Origin of the sequence: Paenibacillus chungangensis, from assembly GCF_042675905.1 — a bacterium.
GTDB classification, from domain to species: Bacteria; Bacillota; Bacilli; order Paenibacillales; family Paenibacillaceae; genus Pristimantibacillus; species Pristimantibacillus chungangensis.
This window is the reverse complement of the sequence record NZ_JBHTJZ010000022.1, coordinates 75,464-92,330: the sequence shown is the minus strand read 5'-3', so window position 1 is coordinate 92,330 and position 16,867 is coordinate 75,464. Positions and strand designations below refer to the sequence as shown.

Below are 16,867 nucleotides of genomic sequence, written 5' to 3'. Positions count from 1 at the left end.
TGGCTGTTGCACTTCACCTGACGCTATAGGTAAGATAGATGAATGAAGTAATTAGCGGATAAGGGAGCGGAAGTGCAGCGATGACTTTTCAATTTGATCAGCTTATTAATCGTAAGAATACGCGTTCCTACAAGTGGGATCAGGTCGGCCCGTTGTTTGGAGATAAAGATATCTTGCCGTTATGGGTTGCGGATATGGACTTTCCTAGTCCGCCGGCTGTGCAGGAAGTGCTTCGCAAGCGCGTCGATCTCCAAGCCTATGGCTATGCGATCCGAACGGAAGGATATTTCCAAGCGATCGTCGATTGGTTTCAGCGCCGTCACGGGTGGTCTATTCGTACGGACTGGATTACGGACTCTCCAAGCGTAGTGACTTCGCTTAGTCTGGCTGTAGAGCAATTCACTGCTCCTGGCGACAGCGTAGTGATTCAGACGCCTGTATATTATCCGTTCTATGATGTTGTCCGGGACAACGATCGGGTCATTGCAGAGAACCCGTTGGTCGTTCGTAACGGTCGTTATGAGATGGATCTAGAGCAATTGGAGGCGCTGTTCAAGGACGGGGGCAAGCTTCTGTTGTTCTGCAATCCGCATAATCCCGGAGGCCGGGTATGGACCAAGGAGGAGTTACTCGCTCTTGGAGAGTTATGCTTGCGCTACGGCGTTAAGGTCGTGTCCGATGAAATCCACTGCGATCTTGTGCATCCTGGACATGTCCATGTTCCGTTCGCTTCGTTGTCGCATGAGATGGCAGATATCACGATTACATGCTTAGCGGCCACGAAAACATTTAACTTGCCTGGGTTGCATACTTCGTTCATGGTAACGTCCAACCGGGAAATGAAAGCCCGAATGGATAAGCGCATCAAGACGTTAAGTATTCATATGGCAAGCCACTTCGCTCAAGATGCGGTGGAGGCGGCCTACACTGAAGGGGAAGAATGGCTGGAGGCCATGCTGGCTTATGTGCGTGGCAATATGGATTATGCGATAGAATACTTGGAGCAGCACTTGCCGCAGGTGAAGCCGATGCGATCGGAAGGAACCTATCTGTTGTGGGTAGACTGTCGCGGCTTGGGTCGTTCAAGGAAAGAACTGCTGGATTTAATGTACAAGGAGGCGAAAGTCGCTTTCAATGACGGTACGACATACGGTACGTCAGGCGAAGGATGGCTACGCATTAATCTGGCATGTCCACGGTTCATATTGGAGCAAGCATTGAAGCAGTTCTGCGAAGCTGCTTCGAAGTGAGGTTGCATGACCTATTACGGGAGAAGGATTATCCTTCTCTCGCTTTTTTTGTTTAAGACTATCATTTTGAGCTCTTCGGTAGGATTTTCCAAGTGTTAGGTCGAATGTACGATGTGAGTGATATGAAGGGGGAGATTGTGAAATGAATTATATTCCAATTTCTAATTTGGAACAGTGGAGAAGTCTGTTGGCCGATCCCAATAAGCAGTGGGTTTACGGGTATTCCGCCTATGAATTGGCCCACGCTTGGCAAGGGGAAATGAAATTTCCCGCTTCTATTGAACAACTGTTGCTCGACTCAGGTATCAGCATGATGCGAGAGCTGGATCCTATTGCGATGTTTCCCGAGCATCAGGTGCATCTAGATACCAGGCAAGCTCCTTCTCAGAACGATCTGTTCGTCCTTGCCCGAACTTCGACTGATCTAATGACAATTATGGTAGAAGGCAAGGTAGATGAACCTTTTGGTCCGACAGTCGCTGATTGGTTGAAGGATGCAAGTGCCGGGAAGCTTCGTCGATTACAATTTCTGAAGGAGCACTTACATTTATCGTCTATAGATGACGAGCGGCTAGGTTCCATTCGGTATCAGCTCCTGCACCGAACCGCTTCTGCCCTAATAGAAGCCAAGCGCTATCATGCTCGCCATGCGATGATGCTCGTTCATTCGTTCAGCGACAGTGCGGCTTGGCTGGAGGATTATGATGCATTCCTCGCGTTGTATGACTTGCAAGGCGGCGCAAATGCGATTGCCGGTCCAGTACGGGTCAAAGGAATTGATCTGTGGCTGGGGTGGATAAGTGATCGTCAAGCATCGGATTTTGAAGTTTTTAGTTGATTGTAGTGAAAAGGAGTGCAAACGATGACCAAACTTTATTTCGGAAAATTTGGAGAAAATAATCCGGAGCAAGTGACGGAAAAGTTCTATGCCGCTGGCCCGGAAGGTGATCAATGGTATGGCGGCATTCAGCCAGGCGATTGGGTCTATCCTTTCTTCGAGAGAAAGGTAATCGGACTGTGGAAGGTGCTGCGTTATGTGGATAAGCCGAATCGCATCCATAAGCATCATCCCGGCGTCGTGGAATTCGAGGAGATTGAACGGTTCAAGGAGCCTATACCGGTTGCGCAATTCATCCGGAATCAGGCGTTTGCTCTGGACATTAACCTGTTGAACAAGGCTGTTAAAGCGACTCGGGGTTGTGGTTTTTTTGAGCTGACAATCAATAACAGTTACCCTGTTGATCCTACCCGTGTACGATTGAATAGAATCAGAAATTTCGACATTCGATTGGCCGATCAACCGTTAAACGACGAGTATCCCACGATCTCCGTACTCATTGATAACGTGGAAGACATGCGAATTATGGATATCGTCGAATATAGCCATGGTATATCCGGAACGTATTCCCCGCTTCTTAGCCTCTATGAAAGTCGGAATCCGGAGAATGAGCGATACACCCTGAAAGAGTTGCTTCAGTATGCTAAGCAAGATAGTGCAGGTAACAAAGAAAAGTATCTTATGACGGTCATAGACGAATTGGAGAAAGAGGGCGTCTACAAGGTTACCAACCCCGTTCAATTGTACGATAACGTCTTGGTCGGTCGGAAAAGAACGCAAGACTCAGCCAAGGTAAGTCGGAAATGGGATGAAGGCGATGGAGCAGAGGAAGAAACGACAGTGGAACTGTCGGAGACCTACAAGCGCTACGCGGAGCTGCTGGACTTTAATCCCAATCTGATCCTCTATGGACCACCCGGCACGGGCAAAACATATGCCACTCAAAAAATAATTGAAGCGTTCGAGCATCGTCACAATGGGCGTGTTGTGCCATTCGCCGAAGTGGAGCGGCAAGGCCGCATGAAGTTCGTCACCTTCCATCAATCCTATTCCTATGAAGAATTTATTGAAGGCATTCGCCCACGATTCGACGAAGAGGGGGATGAGCGCTCTGAGCTAAAATACGGCATCGAAGACGGCGTGTTGAAGGAGCTGGCAATGTCCGCTTTCACCCAATCATTCAAGTCCGATCGCAAGCATGAGGACCTGGAACATACACAAGGGAGCTCCCGGGTGTGGAAAGTGTCACTCGGTCAGCGTAAAGATGAGCATGTGTATCGTCTTTGTAAAGAGAGGCATTGCGTCGCAGTCGATTGGCTGAGTCAGTTTAATCTGGAAGGGAAATCTTATGACGAGTTATATACCTTGCTCCAAAAAGAACGAGGGTTAGATACGCAGAAACCTACTAATGATGCAAGCTCGTTGAATGGTATCGTAAATGTCATGAGCGTCGGGGATATGGTGTTAATCTACGATGGTCCAACGACAATCCGGGATATCGGGGTCATCCGGAGCGAGTACAAGTACGAGGAGGGCGGAGCCTTCCCGCATATGCGAGAAGTAACGTGGCTGAAGGAATTCGATAAGCCAATAGATATTTACAAATTCAACGGCAATAAGCGGTTAACGTTGAAGACGATCTATGAGCTGACAAGCATGAATGTCGGCGACCTTCAACAGCTTATTCGCTCGGACAGCGAGCAGAGTTCTCAGCAACAGGCGACAGAGTCCGGTGCGGAGACTAAGCCTTATTATATGGTTATTGACGAGATTAATCGAGGCAATATCTCGAAGATATTTGGCGAGTTGATTACCTTGATCGAGAAGGATAAGCGACAATCGTTAAGCGTCACGCTGCCCTATTCGAAAAAGCCATTCACATTGCCAAAGAACCTGTATCTGATCGGCACGATGAACACAGCGGATCGCTCCATTGCAGTATTGGATACGGCGCTCCGAAGAAGGTTCGCCTTCGTGGAGGTGGAGCCGGATTATGAAGTTTTCTCTAATCCGAATCTGAACATGAGCGCGAAGGTGAATGATGTCATCGATCTGGAGAAGCTGCTGCGCAGCATCAATGAGCGGCTTATGGAACGTCTTGATCGGGATCATCGTATCGGACAAGCATATTTTATGGATATTCTGTCGATCGGCGATCTGCACAAAACCTGGTATTACAAGGTGCTGCCGCTGTTGAACGAATACTTCTACAATGACCTTGTCAGCATGCAAGGGATCGTGGGAAGCAAGTTCTTCGATTCCTACGGCAATGTTCGTTCGCTCAGTCTTCATCGGCAGGGGAATGAACACTCCGAATTCGAGGAAGCACTGCTTCGCATCTACAAGGGGACAATAGAGTGATGAAGCGTCCGGTCGTCAACATCTATGAGGATCGACTATGCTCCTGTATACTTACAGCGGAACAGCGTCAGGAGCTGATGAGTCTTGAGCCGTTGTGGGGCAGTCAGAACTTCTTATTGAGAGCGGATGATCGTCTGCTTCTGCAGCGTTATGTAGGGTTCGTGTCGACTCCGAATTTGCGGTTGCAAATCTTGCCGAAATTGTTCCGAGACCAGGCACATGAGAATGAAGAAGGGACGTCTGTGGCGATGTTGTTCCGGTTGCTGCATTACTCCGGATTCCTTGCCGTACGAGAGTTGCCGAGCTCACAGCTGATGGCAAGTTTCCAGCATGACATGCTAGAGCTGTTCATTCATCTCTTTTTGGTGAGATTCCTGGGGGTGTTCGAGCGGCATGTTCATCGACACTATGAAGACAAGACTGACAATGTGCAGTTCGTGAAGGGAAAAATCCTGTTCCAGCAGTCGCTTGAGCGTAATTATGGATTGCGGCATCTTCATATGGTGGCCTACCAGGAATTTACGGAGGACACGCTGCTGAATCAGGTTCTGAAGTCAGTCATGATCCTTATTGGCAAAAAAACGTCACATGCAGACAATAAAAAGAAATTGGCACAAGCACTTACTTATTTGGAGGATGTCCGCATCATCCGATTGTCCTCCCAAGCATTCGATGCGGTGCGCTTCAATCGCATGAATGAAGCGTATCGTCCGGTGCTCAACATGGCACGCATGTTCTATACGAACGCCCAACCCGGTATGCGCGCAGGCGATGATCAAGTGTTCAGCTTCCTCGTGCCTCTGAATCGGTTGTTCGAGCAGTTCGTGAATAAGCTGCTGAATAGAGCGTTAGCGAACATCTACAAGGTGCAATATCAGGAGCAAGCTTATCTGGATCGCCAGTCAAAGCGATTTGTCGTGAAGCCGGATTTTGTATTGCGCGGGATCAATGGGAAGAATAATGCAATCCATGAAGCAGCCTCCATCGTCGCCGATGCTAAATACAAAAATCCGATTACACCGAGTGGCGAACTCAAACCGACGGAGTCGGATCTCTATCAGATGATGGCGTATGCGCTCAAATTCCAGGTCTCGACGCTCCTCCTTATCTATCCGAAGTTTGTAAGCGAGCCCAATGTGAAGGCACAGACCGCGACTTATCGGATTGATGCTGGTGAGCGGGACGTGTCTCTACATCTTCTACAACTTGATTTGTTGGAGTCGAAGATGGAGGAGTTGGAGCGGCGCTTGCGAGAGCAGATTCTCGGACTGGAACTGAATATGGAAATGAATGAGATACGAACGGTTGTTTCTGACAGCTAGTTGTCACTTTAGAATGGTATGATGAAATTCAGAATGAATCAGGATATCTACAACGAATATCGAAATTGCGGTAAACTAGTATTAGTAATTCATTACATAGCATGGCTGGAGGACTTGAATATGGATCAACGATTACACAATCAAATTGTTAGTTTTATCTGGGGGATTGCCGACGATTGTTTGCGCGACGTATATGTTCGCGGTAAATATAGAGATGTTATCTTGCCGATGACGGTTATTCGTCGTTTGGACGCCGTGCTTGAGCCTACCAAGGAAGCAGTACTTGAAATGAAAACAAAATTGGACAATGCAGGAGTGTTGAATCAGACGGCTGCCCTGTGTAATGTGGCCGGTCAAGCGTTCTGCAATTCGTCGCCATTTATGTTGAAAGATCTGAAGTCTAGAGCCAAACAACAGCAATTGAAGGCTGATTTTATTGCGTATTTGGATGGGTTTTCGCCGAATGTGCAAGAGATACTGGAGAAATTCAAATTCAGAAATCAGATCGATACGATGATCGAAGCCGATATTCTGGGAGCCGTTATCGAGAAGTTTGTTAGCCCGAACATTAATTTGAGCACAGAGCCTGTCCTGGATGATCAAGATGATATCAAGCTTCCGGCGCTTGATAATCATTCTATGGGCGTCATCTTCGAAGAATTGATTCGCAAGTTCAATGAAGAAAACAATGAAGAAGCGGGTGAGCATTTCACGCCGCGTGATGTTGTCGAGCTGATGGCGGACATTGCATTTCTACCTGTTGCGGACAACATTACGAATGGATCTTATCTGGTATACGATGGTGCCTGCGGTACAGGCGGCATGTTAACAAGTGCCGAGGTGCGGCTTCAGCAATTAGCATCGGAACATAACAAGGAGATCTCCATCAATCTGTACGGTCAGGAGATCAACCCGGAGACGTATGCGATTACGAAAGCCGATATGCTGCTGAAAGGGGGAGGGCTGCAAGCGGATAATGTTGCTTATGGCTCTACGTTATCCAATGACGGATTTCCAACGACCAATTTTGACTTTATGTTATCCAATCCGCCGTACGGCAAGAGCTGGAAGACGGATCTGGAGCGACTGGGCGGCAAAGGGGACATTGCCGATTCCCGATTCGTCGTATCCCACCAAGACGAGACGGATTATCGGATGATTCCAAGGTCCAGTGACGGCCAATTGTTATTTCTTGCGAACAAATTGAGTAAAATGAAACACCATACGGAGCTAGGTAGTCGAATTGTCGAAGTTCATAACGGCTCGTCTCTCTTCACAGGTGACGCAGGTCAAGGTGAGAGTAACTTGCGGAGATATATTATCGAGAACGACTGGCTGGAAGCGATTATCGCACTGCCGGAGAACATGTTCTACAATACAGGCATCGCGACATACATCTGGATAGTAACGAACCGTAAAGCGCCACATCGTCGTGGGAAGGTACAATTAATTGATGCCACAGGTATGAAGAGTCCGCTTCGTAAAAATTTGGGCAATAAGAATTGTGAGTTTACACCGGAGATTAGAAGAGAAATTACGGATAGTCTTCTTGCTTTCGAGCAAAGTGAACAATCCAAAATTTTTGATAATAAGGAATTTGGGTATTGGAAAATGACCGTAGAGAGGCCGTTGCGATTACGTGTGGATTTATCTCGCGCCAATCTGGACAAATTTGCGAAGGAATGTTCGGCTCAACAGGATCTGGCATTAGCGGATCTCTTGGCAGCGGTGGCGGAGCAATTGCATGTTGAGACGATAACGGATTTTAATACGTTTCTTGCTGAGCTATCCAATGCTGCTGCTCGAACAGGCGCGAAGATGCCGGCGAAAAGAATGAATCTGATTAAAAATCATTTGGCTCAGGTGGATGAAACAGCGGAAAAAGTGATAAAGAAAATTCACAAGCCTGGAAAAGCCGAAGCCAACCCACGTCACGGCTTATTTGAGGCGATAATCGACAGCAAACGTTGTGTCGTGGAGTATGAAAGTGATGCCAACCTGCGTGATACGGAGCAAATTCCATTATTGCATAAAGGCGGCGTCGGAAAGTTTTTTGAAGACGAAGTGCTAACATTCGCGTCGGATGCATGGATTGACGAGAGCAAGACTCAGATTGGCTATGAAATCAGCTTCACGAAATACTTTTACAAGCCGATACAGCTACGATCGCTGGAAGAAATCAAAGCAGATTTAAAAGCATTAGAAGCCGAGACAGAGGGCTTGTTGCATGAAATTATTGGGGGTTAAGTAAGTGGAAAATGGACTTAAGCCATATGAGTATTATAAATACACCCAAATTATTTGGGCAAATAGAATTCCTGAACACTGGGATACAAAACGAGCAAAGGCGCTATACAACAAAGCAACTAGGTCTGTTCGAGAGTATGATGAGGTTGTAACTTGCTTTAGAGATGGTACGGTTACATTGCGAAAAAAAAGAAGAACGACTGGATTTACTGAATCTATTAAAGAAGTTGGATATCAAGGTATTCGAAAAGGGGATCTTGTAATACATGTTATGGATGCATTCGCCGGTGCAGTCGGGGTATCTGATTCAGATGGAAAAGGCACACCAGTGTATAGTGTCTGTATTCCCAAAGTAAAACTGAATAATAATTACTTTGCATATGTTGTCAGAGAAATGGCAAAGACAGGTTTTATTCAATCTTTGTACAGAGGAATACGAGAAAGATCTTCAGATTTCAGATTCGATGTTTTTGCAGCTCAAGTTTTACCAGTTCCACCTCTCGAAGAACAAAACCAAATCGTAAAATACTTGGATAGTCAGCTTTTAAAAATAAATAAGTTCATCAAAGCAAAGAAGAAATTGATCGCTACTCTTAAAGAACAGAAGCAAGCTGTGATTAACCAGGCGGTAACGAAAGGCATAGATCCGGATGTGAAGATGAAACCGTCGGGCATTGAGTGGCTAGGCACTATTCCGCAGCATTGGAGTAAAGAGAAAATTACCAGATTATTTAAAGTCATTGGGAGCGGCACTACCCCAAAGAGCGGGGACTTAAAATATTATGATGGCGACATACAATGGATTAATTCCGGAGATTTAAAGGATGCTCATTTATACGACACAAAAAGAAAAGTCACAAAAATAGCCCTGAGTGATCATTCAATACTTAAGGTATATCCTAAACATACAATTGTTATAGCGATGTATGGTGCTACAATTGGAAAACTAGCAATTAGTCGTATTGATGCTTGTTGTAATCAAGCATGCTGTTGTTTAAGTGAAGTAAATAGTAATCGAATAAATTTGCAATATGCTTTTTATTTACTATACAGTTGCAGAAACAAATTAATTGAGAAGAGTAAGGGGGGAGGTCAACCCAATATCAGCCAAGATACTATTAAGAGCACTTGGCTTCCTGTTCCCCCGGTGGAGGAACAAGAAAGAATTCTGTCACACATAATGGAGCAGATAGATAGAATTGATAAGAGTTTATTTATTATAGAGAAAGAGGTTAGTCTCATACTCGAATACCGAACCCGCCTCATCTCCGATGTCGTAACAGGTAAAGTAGACGTCAGAGGATTAGTAGTTGAGGATGTAAATGTAGATATTCTAGACCTTGAAGACACCGAATTAGAAGAACTGGAGAGCGAGGAACTAGCTCAGTTAGAGGAGAGTGAAGTGTAGGTGCCGACGAACACAAGGGAAAGCGGTCTGGAGACTCTCATCGTGAATTACCTTGTTAACAGCAACGGCTATGAGCAAGGTCAGAATAGCGATTACAATAAGGAATACGCAATTGATGAGACGCGCTTATTTCGTTTCTTGCAAGCCACGCAGCCCGATAAGCTAGAGGCGTTAGGTGTATTCACAAGCGACATCAACAAATCAAAATTTCTTAACCGACTCCAAGGCGAAATTGCGAAGAATGGTGTTATTCACGTGCTTCGCAATGGATTAAAAGTATATCCCGTAACATTGGATTTATATTATCTCTTGCCGTCGGAACAGAATGTGAAGGCAAAAGAATTATACGAGCAAAACATTTTCAGCGTCACGCGCCAGCTTATGTATGCCAGAGACAATGCGAAGTTGGCGCTCGACTTTGCTATATTCATGAATGGACTTCCGATCATCACCTGCGAGCTCAAGAACCGGTTGACCAAGCAAAACGTTGAAGATGCCGTGTATCAGTACAAGACGGATCGTGATCCGCGGGAGCTGCTGTTCCAATTCGGCAGATGCATGGTCCACTTCGCGGTCGATGATAACGAAGTCAAGATGTGTACCAAGCTGGATGGCAAGAAGTCATGGTTCTTGCCATTCAACCAAGGTTATCGTGACGGAGCCGGGAATCCGCCTAATCCGGATGGCATCAAGACGGATTATCTGTGGAAGCAGATCATAACGAAGAATCAGCTCTCCAATATTATCGAGAATTATGCGCAGATTGTGGAAGAGAAGGATGAGGACACGAAGAAGCTGAAACGGACGCAAATCTTCCCGCGCTATCATCAGCTTGCGGGCGTTCAAGCTCTTCTGGCGGATGCTTCAGACAAAGGCGCAGGTCATAAATACTTAATCCAACATAGCGCGGGAAGCGGCAAATCGAACTCCATTGCCTGGCTTGCGCATCAACTTGTATCGCTCTCGAAAGATGGTAAATCGATCTTCGATTCCGTCATCGTCGTTACGGATCGAATCAATCTGGATAAGCAAATCAAAAATACGATTAAAAGCTTCATGCAAGTGGCAAACACCGTAGGACATGCGGAACATTCAGGCGATCTGCGCAAGCTCTTGCAAGGCGGCAAGAAGATCATTGTATCCATCGTGCATAAGTTTCCTTACATTCTCGAGGACATTGGCAATAGTCATCGTATGAATAATTTCGCGATTATTATTGACGAAGCTCATTCGAGTCAAAGCGGCAGCATGTCGGCCAAGATGAATATGTCACTGTCCGCCAATTATGAGAGTAGCGAAGAAGAGTCCGCTGAGGACAAGATCAACAAGATCATGGAAGGGCGCAAGATGCTAACTAATGCCAGCTACTTCGCCTTCACGGCTACGCCCAAGAACAAGACGCTGGAGATGTTCGGTGTTCCGTATGAAGAAGAGGGAAAGATCAAGCATAAGCCTTTCCATTACTACTCCATGAGACAAGCCATTGAAGAAGGCTTCATCATGGATGTGTTGCAGAAATATACACCAATTCACAGCTACTACAAAATTGCCAAGATTGTGGAAGATGATCCTATGTTCGATAAGAAGAAAGCTCAGCAGAAGCTTCGCAGGTATGTCGAGTCGAATGAAACCGCCATACGGATGAAAGCCGAAATTATGGTTGATCACTTCCATGACCAAGTGATTGCGAAAGGCAAAGTAGGCGGACAAGCGAGAGCAATGGTAGTAACGGGCAGTATTGAACGAGCTATGCAATATTATTACGCCATAACGCATTACTTGCAGCAACGGAAAAGTTCATTTAAAGCGATTTTGGCGTTCTCGGGAGAACATGAATACGGAGGCATGGTGTTATCGGAGAGTGCCGTGAATGGATTCGCCAGCCGTGAGATCGAGAAGAAATTAAAAAAAGATCCGTATCGACTCTTAATTGTTGCGAATAAATTCCAGACGGGCTTTGACGAACCTTTGCTTCACACGATGTACGTCGATAAAGTACTGGCAGATATTCAAGCCGTTCAAACGCTTTCTCGACTTAATCGAGCCCATCCGCTTAAAAATGATACGTTCGTGCTTGATTTTGCGAATGAGACGGACGTGATTAAAGAAGCTTTCTCAAAGTATTACACGACGACCATCTTGTCTGACGAGACTGATCCGGATAAGCTGAACGATCTGGAAAGCGATATTCATGCCCATCACGTATTTACAGATTATCATGTCGCTACGATTGTTGAATTGTATCTGAACGGGGCGGAACGGGATACACTGGATCCCATTCTGGACATCTGTGCGCAAACTTATAAGGATGAGCTGGATGAATCCGGTCAGGTCGATTTTAAAAGCAAAGCGAAAGCTTTCACAAGAACCTATGGCTTCCTGGCATCCATTCTTCCATACAGTAATCCGGCATGGGAGAGATTATCCATATTTTTAACCTTGTTGTTGCCAAAGCTGCCGGCTCCGATTGAAGAAGATCTGTCTAGAGGCATATTGGAAGCGATTGATCTGGATAGTTACCGAGCAGAAGCGCAAACGATGATGTCAATTGCTATGGAAAGCTCTTCGCCCTATGAAATCGATCCAGTGCCCACTTCTGCAGGAGGAGGAAAGACGGACCCTGAATTGGATCTATTAAGCAACATATTGGCTACCTTCCATGATTTGTTCGGCAATATCCCATGGACAGATGAGGATCAAGTAAAGAAGTATATCGCAGGCATTCCGGAAATGGTGGCAAAAGATAAAAATTACCAAAATGCAATGAAACATTCGGATAAGCAAAATGCAAAAATTGAAAGCGATAAAGCGTTGAATAAAGCCATCATAAACTTAATGACAGACAATATGGAAATATTCAAGCAATTTAATGATAATCAATCGTTTAACAAGTGGTTATCGGATATGGTGTTTACAGTCACGTACAATACGGAAGGTGAAGTTTATTCCGGTGACGTAACCATCTAATCGGAATGAAATGTTCAACGCAAGGAGGTTTATGGATTGACGACATCAATGGCATTCCTACGGGCTGTGGATCCTGAATTGACGGCTCTCGCCGAACAAGCAGAGCAGACGTTGTGGACGAGTCCGCGTGCGACCCTTATCCAGGGCAGACTATTCGGCGAGCAAGCGGCTATTTCAGTTGCCGCGCATGAGCGCCTAACCTTTGATTACAGTATGAAGCAAATTGATCGTGTACACATGTTGCATCGGCGCGGTTGCTTCGACGATGATCTTCGCAGCAGCTTCGAATGGCTGCGGATGAATGGTAATGCAGCAGCTCACGATGCGAGGGAGATCCATATCGATCTATCGCTCACGGCACACAGGCATATTCATGCCATTAGCGCTTGGTATGCAGAAACCTACGGCCCGCTTGATTTGGAAGTGCCCAAGTATGAGATGCCTGTACGTGTAGACAGAGAGAATATGAATCCGATCGCAACCGAGGATTTGGGCCAAAAGCTGGAGAAAGTTCTTCAAGAGCAGCTTTCCGAGAAAGTGCTTCCGTCTATTGACGAGAAATTCCGTGAGATGCAAGTACTATTCAAGCAGTTGACGGGTCAAATGGATGAGTGGGCCAATGGAAAGCCAGAATCAAAAATGATTGGTTCAGAATCTACCCAAACGGAAATTGCCGATTATCTGAAGGATCGTTCGCTTGATATAGTGGACAAAAGAGGGAATGGCGGTGCATTGTGGATAATAGGCGGATGGGAACTCAAGGATCAATTATTCGCTTTAAAGCCTTCGGGTTTCTATTTCCGATACGCCAGAAACGGCAGTCAGTCTACAAAGCGCAAGCCGGCGTGGTTCTTGACGGGGAAGGAACCCTCTGAGAAGCGGTGGATAACGTCATTGGTAGCGAATGAAGAGAAGAGTGAAGAAAAGGCGGCTATAGCTGCGGGTTCGATCATGGCATCGACTGAACAGGCAGCTACAGATGCCGAGAATTTGCTGAATGTCGAGAGTGGGCAACCGAGCGTCATTATTCCAGCCTACCTTCATAATAGGTTAATGAGTACATATAAATCTGCCCGGATTAGCGAAATAGCGGGACACCTGGAAGTTTACTATGTCCAGGATTGGACGGAAGAGCGTCTCAAAGCGTTGTATCGTAGTCAACCGAAGCTTCTTCATGATGTTCTTGTTCAGCTGTGGTTCTTGGGCTTCGAGTTCCGTGGGGATCTGGGGCGGTTTCTTAAGCTGAAGCGCGGCAAAGATTCAAATCCATTGGAAAGTATCAAGGCAGGAATTTTGCTGGAAGATATTCTAACGCTCGATATAGCTAGACAGTTGGAGCGATTCGGTATCCAATTGTCAGAACAATTAAACGGATTGCCGGAAACATCCCTGCAATGGCTACTGAGGGACAAGTATGATGAAGTAATGAAAGTGATCAATGACAGCTTGAAACTACCCGAACATGTGGTATTCGAGTCTAAGGATACGGAAGAAAGCGTTGAGCAGCATCTTTCTGAATCTACAGCATTCAGACTCTTCCTGAACAATGAATCGATCGTTATTCCACCTCAGTATTTGAATGATTTCCTGAAAGATATTCCATTCAGAGGCTGTTCTTTCTTAATCGAAAATGTTATAGGAAAGCTTCAGATGAACGTGATTGGTCAGCTTCCTCAAGATCTGATGCTTTTAGCCAGAAAGATAAATGGCGCCGGACCAGGAGCGGTTCAGAAAATGTTTCAACAATTGAGTGGGTATATTGACGCAAGAAACGATACAACTGAGATAGGCCAAACACAAACAAGCGCTCCTACAGATGATTTTACTCATCGTACTGCTGAACAATATGGAAAGTTGGTATGGCAGGAAACTATCGTGGAATTAAAAGATGAGGATGCTCGAATGGAGCTCCAAGCAGCAGAATTTCCAATGGTTAGAAGATTATTGGCGGAACTTGAGAGACAAGGGATGAAAACTGTTGGAGAATTGCCTGCGGACTTGATTCAGTTGCGGCTTATGGACGGAGTTGGAGTTGTAGCCATAGATAAGTTTTTAAAGCAATTACAGGTTCGACTGGATGCCTATCGGGTGCAATCCAGACATAAGCAAGCCTTGAGAGAGATGTCATTAGATCAACGAATTGCATTCATGCGACATCGGCTAGAGGTTAAGTGGGCGAACAGGTTTACGGAAGAGAACTTGGCTACTAATCGAAACTTGCAGATCTTGCATATGCGCTGGAAGGAAAGGCGGGAAGGGCGCAAAGCAACATTGGAATCGTTGGGCCAACATTACGGATTGACCAGAGAACGGGTCAGACAAATTATTAGAAAGGTATTGAGTCAACTTCATCATGAAGTCATCGATCTGGAGAAAACGTTGAAAGAGGCATGTGAGACGCATCACTCCTTCTATTATTACCCGATCGATGTCATTGAGAAGTTCGATGACGGCCTCATTGAACAAGTGCTTGAGGCATACGAAGGACTTGTCTACTTGGAGCAGTATGGCTGGTGGACCTTATACACACAGGAGCAGATAGACGATACGGCTGAACAATTACGCAGAGCTGCGAATCAGAAGCTGCGTGGACAACAGATCACAACCGAACAAATGCACCAGTTGATTTCCGATGAGGTTCAGCTCCCAAGCTTTCCCAAGGAATTGGGCATTGCCATCTTGTTGCCTATACTATACGCCGTACAGGATGGCACTTACATTCTGGCTAACTCCAGGAAATCTGACCTTGTAGAGATGGTGCTTCGCCTGTATCCATCCGGAGTCGAAGTGTACAAGCGCGCTGAGGAACTCCTTGAAGCAGCTAACCGGATTAAACCGGGAGAATTGACGCGTGATCGTGATTTCACCTCCGTATGTACGCGAGATGAATTTGCAACAACCGGTTACCTGTGGGGAAGAGGACGATATATTCATTACTCCTTCGTCTCACTTGATGTGCCATTCATTCGAGAAGTGTCTCAATATGCGTTGTCTCTGCTGGAGAAGAGAAGTCCCATATCGGTTGGCCGCTTGTTCCAATCCTTTGAGGAGCGGCTTACGGCTGCAGGAATTCCGAACGAATATGCGTTGTATACAATGATTCGTCAAGTGGGATCAGAGGAACTGGCGCCGAATAAATTCCCCCATATCTGGCACAAAGATGACGCCTTTCAGTTAACGAATGCAGAAGTAATTAAGTCATTTATTCGAGAATATCAACGTCCGTTAACGCTTGAGACGCTTAGAGAAGAATTTGTGGTCAAACGTGGTTGGAAGAGATTTACGCTTGAGTTTTCGATTCAGAGTGATTCAGACTTTGTCAGCTCGAACTTTGGTTTGGTAGCGTTAAGAGAGTTCTATCCATTCACAGAGCATGATTTTAATCAGGTTATGCAGCAATTGGAGCAATTGATGGAAGATGTTGGTGTTATTCATGTGAATCGATTATATGATGTATGTAAAGAGCGTTGCGTACGTATGGGAATCGAATCTGGCTACTTATTGTACGATTTGCTTAAGGTTTTTGATATTCCCAATCATAGATTTGCTAGATATCCTCTCATTTCCAATGACAATTATCCAATTGAGGAACTTACACTATTGACAGTCGTTGAACAATATATTGAAGAACAAGAAGCGGAGGTTCCAAGAGAGCTTGTCTATCATTGGGTGACGGAAGAATTGGGAGCAAGGGAGGAAACTTTGGATCAAGCACTTGCAAGCAGTTCCAACATTTTCTATTACCAAAGCGGCCAGTTCGGCGAGTATATTCATCGCAAACGACTTGGCTGGACATCCGATGACGAGAGACAACTCGTTGAAGACATTAATCGACTGATTGCTCAGCAAGAGAAATTAGGATACTCTTTTATTACCATTGACCGGCTTGAAGAAAACTACTCACTTCCGGCGCTGCCGAATGATCTGGCATGGACAAGTGATTTGCTCGTGGATTGTTTGCGTAAAAGCGGTAAGTTTCGATTGCTGGGATCACTCTCCCGCATTGTTGTTCCGATTGACAACAACAGAATCGTCGATGAGACTAGCTGGATCGCTCACATCTTGGAACGGGACTTTAACGGACAAGCATCGATTAAGGAAATTCAAATGAGACTTAGAGAATTCAAGTATTCCAAGGACGGACGATTCTTGCTCGAAACGTTAACTAAAGTGGATAGCGGAACGGCAGGGTTCGAGGTTGTTGAAGATCTTGTGAGGCGAATAGATACAATAAATTTGTAAGACGACTGACATCATCAGTCGTCTTTTCTTCAGTGGATGGGTCGTATTACCTAATTAACCCTTCCTAACACCTAAGCTAGTGAACTATAATAGGAACAAGAAGATGAAGAATATGATGGGAGTGCTTCCAGAAATGTACGGCATAGTGGACGCCTTATTTAAGTTTATTAGTAGCATTGGCACGGAAAGTTTCACTTCGGGCTTCTTGTTGTTGCAGTTGGGATTATTCTTA

General features: G+C 45.5%; 8 protein-coding genes. All 8 read left to right on the top strand.

Annotated features, from left to right (window positions below; translation table 11 throughout):
- Positions 1–80: 80 nt before the first annotated feature.
- The gene (locus ACFQ2I_RS14450) at positions 81–1,250 is read left to right on the top strand and encodes a MalY/PatB family protein (protein ID WP_377565173.1); all 1,170 of its coding nucleotides are present in this window, start codon (positions 81–83) and stop codon (positions 1,248–1,250) included.
- Positions 1,251–1,392: 142 nt separating this feature from the next.
- Entirely contained in the window at positions 1,393–2,088 is a 696-nt protein-coding gene (locus tag ACFQ2I_RS14445) for a DUF6946 family protein (protein ID WP_377565171.1), read from the top strand.
- Between the two features lie 24 nt (positions 2,089–2,112).
- On the top strand, positions 2,113–4,449 hold the full coding sequence (locus ACFQ2I_RS14440) for an AAA family ATPase (RefSeq protein ID WP_377565169.1): 2,337 nt from the start codon (positions 2,113–2,115) through the stop codon (positions 4,447–4,449).
- Entirely contained in the window at positions 4,449–5,771 is a 1,323-nt protein-coding gene (locus ACFQ2I_RS14435) for an McrC family protein (RefSeq protein ID WP_377565217.1), read from the top strand. The genes ACFQ2I_RS14440 and ACFQ2I_RS14435 overlap by 1 nt, the downstream gene beginning before the upstream one ends.
- A 120-nt stretch (positions 5,772–5,891) precedes the next feature.
- Positions 5,892–8,018 (top strand): type I restriction-modification system subunit M, encoded by a 2,127-nt coding sequence (locus ACFQ2I_RS14430; RefSeq protein ID WP_377565167.1) that lies wholly within the window; start codon positions 5,892–5,894, stop codon positions 8,016–8,018.
- A 4-nt stretch (positions 8,019–8,022) separates the two neighbouring features.
- On the top strand, positions 8,023–9,426 hold the full coding sequence (locus ACFQ2I_RS14425) for a restriction endonuclease subunit S (protein ID WP_377565165.1): 1,404 nt from the start codon (positions 8,023–8,025) through the stop codon (positions 9,424–9,426).
- Complete coding sequence (locus tag ACFQ2I_RS14420) at positions 9,427–12,393, top strand: type I restriction endonuclease subunit R (RefSeq protein ID WP_377565163.1); 2,967 nt, start codon at positions 9,427–9,429, stop codon at positions 12,391–12,393.
- 36 nt (positions 12,394–12,429) lie between these two features.
- Entirely contained in the window at positions 12,430–16,635 is a 4,206-nt protein-coding gene (locus ACFQ2I_RS14415) for a sigma factor-like helix-turn-helix DNA-binding protein (RefSeq protein ID WP_377565161.1), read from the top strand.
- Positions 16,636–16,867 lie beyond the last annotated feature (232 nt).

Excerpts from the sequence above, each read along its gene's own strand:
- ACFQ2I_RS14450 (WP_377565173.1), top strand. The coding sequence starts at position 81 with ATGACTTTTCAATTTGATCAGCTTATTAATCGTAAGAATACGCGTTCC.
- ACFQ2I_RS14445 (WP_377565171.1), top strand. The coding sequence starts at position 1,393 with ATGAATTATATTCCAATTTCTAATTTGGAACAGTGGAGAAGTCTGTTG.
- ACFQ2I_RS14440 (WP_377565169.1), top strand. The coding sequence starts at position 2,113 with ATGACCAAACTTTATTTCGGAAAATTTGGAGAAAATAATCCGGAGCAA.
- ACFQ2I_RS14435 (WP_377565217.1), top strand. The coding sequence starts at position 4,449 with ATGAAGCGTCCGGTCGTCAACATCTATGAGGATCGACTATGCTCCTGT.
- ACFQ2I_RS14430 (WP_377565167.1), top strand. The coding sequence starts at position 5,892 with ATGGATCAACGATTACACAATCAAATTGTTAGTTTTATCTGGGGGATT.